Origin of the sequence: Streptomyces globisporus (genome assembly GCF_003501885.1) — a bacterium.
Taxonomy (GTDB): domain Bacteria; phylum Actinomycetota; class Actinomycetes; order Streptomycetales; family Streptomycetaceae; genus Streptomyces; species Streptomyces globisporus_D.
In genome coordinates this window covers 1-2,618 of sequence record NZ_QWFA01000351.1, presented here as the reverse complement: position 1 = coordinate 2,618, position 2,618 = coordinate 1, and the positions used below count along the sequence as shown (strand labels likewise).

Sequence of the window (2,618 nt, the reverse complement as noted above, 5' to 3'; positions counted from 1 at the left end):
TCGTCCCCCAGCTCACCGACGAGATCAACACCCGCAAGGGCTGATCCCCCAGCACTACCCCGCACCACCCCGCCCGGGCCGCACGGTGAACCCCACCGCGCGGCCCGGTGCCGTTCCGGGCGACCATTGACGCAGGTCGAGCGGCCTTATAACTTCACTATACGGATTGTTGATTCCGGGAAGCGGAAACAGCGAGAGCGTGGAGGGTACGGTCATGGGTCAGCAGGAGAAGGTGGCAACGAGCCTCGCCGGTGCGGTCAGCGAGGAGATCAGCGCCTCCCTCACGGCGGTCGACGCGGAACTCGCCCGCCGCTACCCGGGCGATCCCGGTACCCGCCAGCCCGTGCACACCGTCTACGTACCCGGTGACGTCTTCGAGCCCGGAACCCTGCGCTCCTGGGGCGACCGGGCGCTGGCCGCCCTCGACGAACACGCCCCCGACGCCGCTTCGTTCGCCGCCGTCCTCGGCATCCCCGAGGAGCTGGCGGGCCCGGTCCACGACCGCGTGCGCGCCAAGCTGGAGCGCGAGCCCGTCGAGGACCTGCGCATCGACTTCGAGGACGGCTACGGCCCCCGCCCGGACGCCGAGGAGGACGAGGCCGCCGCCCGCGCCGCCCGCCTGGTCTCCGAGGCGTACGCGAACGGCACCGCCGCCCCGTACATGGGCATCCGGATGAAGTGCATGGAGGCCGGTGTCCGCGACCGGGGCATCCGTACCACGGACGTCTTCCTCACTGGACTGATGGCGGCGGGAGGGCTCCCCGAAGGGCTCGTGCTGACCCTCCCCAAGGTCACGTACCCCGAGCAGGTCACCGCCTTCGTCCAGCTCCTCGAAGCCTTCGAGAAGGCCCACGGTCTCGACGCCGGGCGCATCGGCTTCGAGATCCAGATCGAGACCAGCCAGTCCATCCTCGCCGCCGACGGGACCGCCGCCGTCGCCCGCATGATCGACGCGGCGCAGGGCCGGGCGACCGGACTGCACTACGGCACCTTCGACTACAGCGCCTGCGTCGGGGTCAGCGCCGCCTACCAGGCCAGCGACCACCCCGCCGCCGACCACGCCAAGGCCGTCATGCAGGTCGCCGCCGCCGGCACCGGCGTACGCGTCTCCGACGGCTCCACCAACGTCCTGCCCGTCGGCCCGACCGCCCAGGTCCACGAGGCGTGGAGGCTCCACTACGGCCTCACCCGCCGTGCTCTGGCCCGCGCCTACTACCAGGGCTGGGACATGCACCCCGGCCACCTGCCGACGCGCTACGCGGCTGTCTACGCCTTCTACCGCGAGGGCCTGGAGCCCGCCGCCGCCCGTCTTTCGGCCTACGTGGCCAAGGCCGGTGGTGACGTCATGGACGAGCCCGCCACCGCCAAGGCCCTCAGCGGCTACCTGCTGCGCGGCATCGACTGCGGCGCGCTGGACACCGCCGAGGTCGCCCGGCTGACCGGCCTGACCCGCGCGGACCTGGACGCCTTCGCCTCCCCGCGCCGGGGCGACCTGACGGTCACCGCTCCGTAAGCCGGAAAGAGAGACTCAGTAGCCTGCGCGCTCCGAGGGGATGGCCAGTCCCGCCGGGGTGCGCAGGCCCGCGACCGGCACCGTCCGCTGACCACCGCGCACCGGCAGCTTCACCACCCGGTCGTTGTTGAAGTCCGCGATGTACAGCGCGCCGGCCGGGTCGAAGGCCAGGCCGTACGGAGAGTTGAGCCCGGTCGTCGGGACGGTCCGCTGCGGCCCCCCGCCCGCCGGCAGCCGCACCACGCGGTCGTTGCCGCTGTCGGAGACGAACAGGTCTCCTCCTCGGCCGAAAGCCAGGCCGGTCGGCTGGGAGAGGCCGGTCGTGGGCACGGTCGTCTGCGGGCCGCCGTCGGCGGGGACCCTCACCACGCGGTCGTTGACGAAGTCCGCCACGAAGAGGTTCCCCGCCGTGTCCAGGGCGAGCCCGTTGGGGTGGAGCAGCCCGGTGGTGGGGACGGTGACCTGGCCGCTGCCGTCGGCGGGCACCTTCACCACCCGGTCGTTGAAGCTGTCGGCGATGTAGAGGTCGCCGTCCGCGTTCAGCGCCAGCCCGATGGGGCGGGAGAGGTCGGTGGTCGGGATGACGGTCTGGGGGCCGCCGTCACCCGGCACCCGGACGATCCGGTTGTTGCCGGTGTCGGAGATGTACAGGTCGCCCGAGGGGGCGAGCGCCATCCCGGTCGGGCGGATCAGACCGGTCGCCGCGACCATGACCGGGGCCCCGCCGCCGGGCGGCAGGCGCAGCACGGTGTTGTCGCTGTAGTCGGAGATGTACAGGGGTGCCGCGCTCTGTGTCGGGGGGCGCCCGTCCGCCGTGCCGGGTGAGGCGGAGGCGACCGGCGCCGCGCACAGCAGCAGCGCCGCGGCCATCGCCGCGAGCCGCCAACGCGGCCGCCTGCCGCCCTGCTTCGGGGCTGAAGGGATCGGTGAGGTCGACGGGATCGAGGAGATCCATGGGATCGACCGGGTCGGTGTGGGACGGCTCATGGGTGCGTACCTGTTCTGGATGCCCTGCCCGCTGCCGTACCGGCCCGGGAAGGGGAGGGGCGCCCCGGGTGGCCCGGTCCGCGCGCCCGCCCGAGCCGACGGGCGGAGGGGCGGGTGG

2 protein-coding genes are annotated in these 2,618 nt (G+C 73.1%); one reads left to right on the top strand and one right to left on the bottom strand.

Annotation, left to right across the window (positions count from 1 at the left end; translation table 11 throughout):
• The first annotated feature begins 214 nt into the window (after positions 1-214).
• Entirely contained in the window at positions 215-1,513 is a 1,299-nt protein-coding gene (locus D3105_RS33345; protein WP_118906545.1) for a DUF6986 family protein, read from the top strand.
• 15 nt (positions 1,514-1,528) lie between these two features.
• Here the strand turns inward: D3105_RS33345 and D3105_RS33340 are convergent, their stop codons facing one another.
• Complete coding sequence (locus D3105_RS33340) at positions 1,529-2,383, bottom strand: SMP-30/gluconolactonase/LRE family protein (protein ID WP_118906544.1); 855 nt, start codon at positions 2,381-2,383, stop codon at positions 1,529-1,531.
• Between the last annotated feature and the right edge of the window lie 235 nt (positions 2,384-2,618).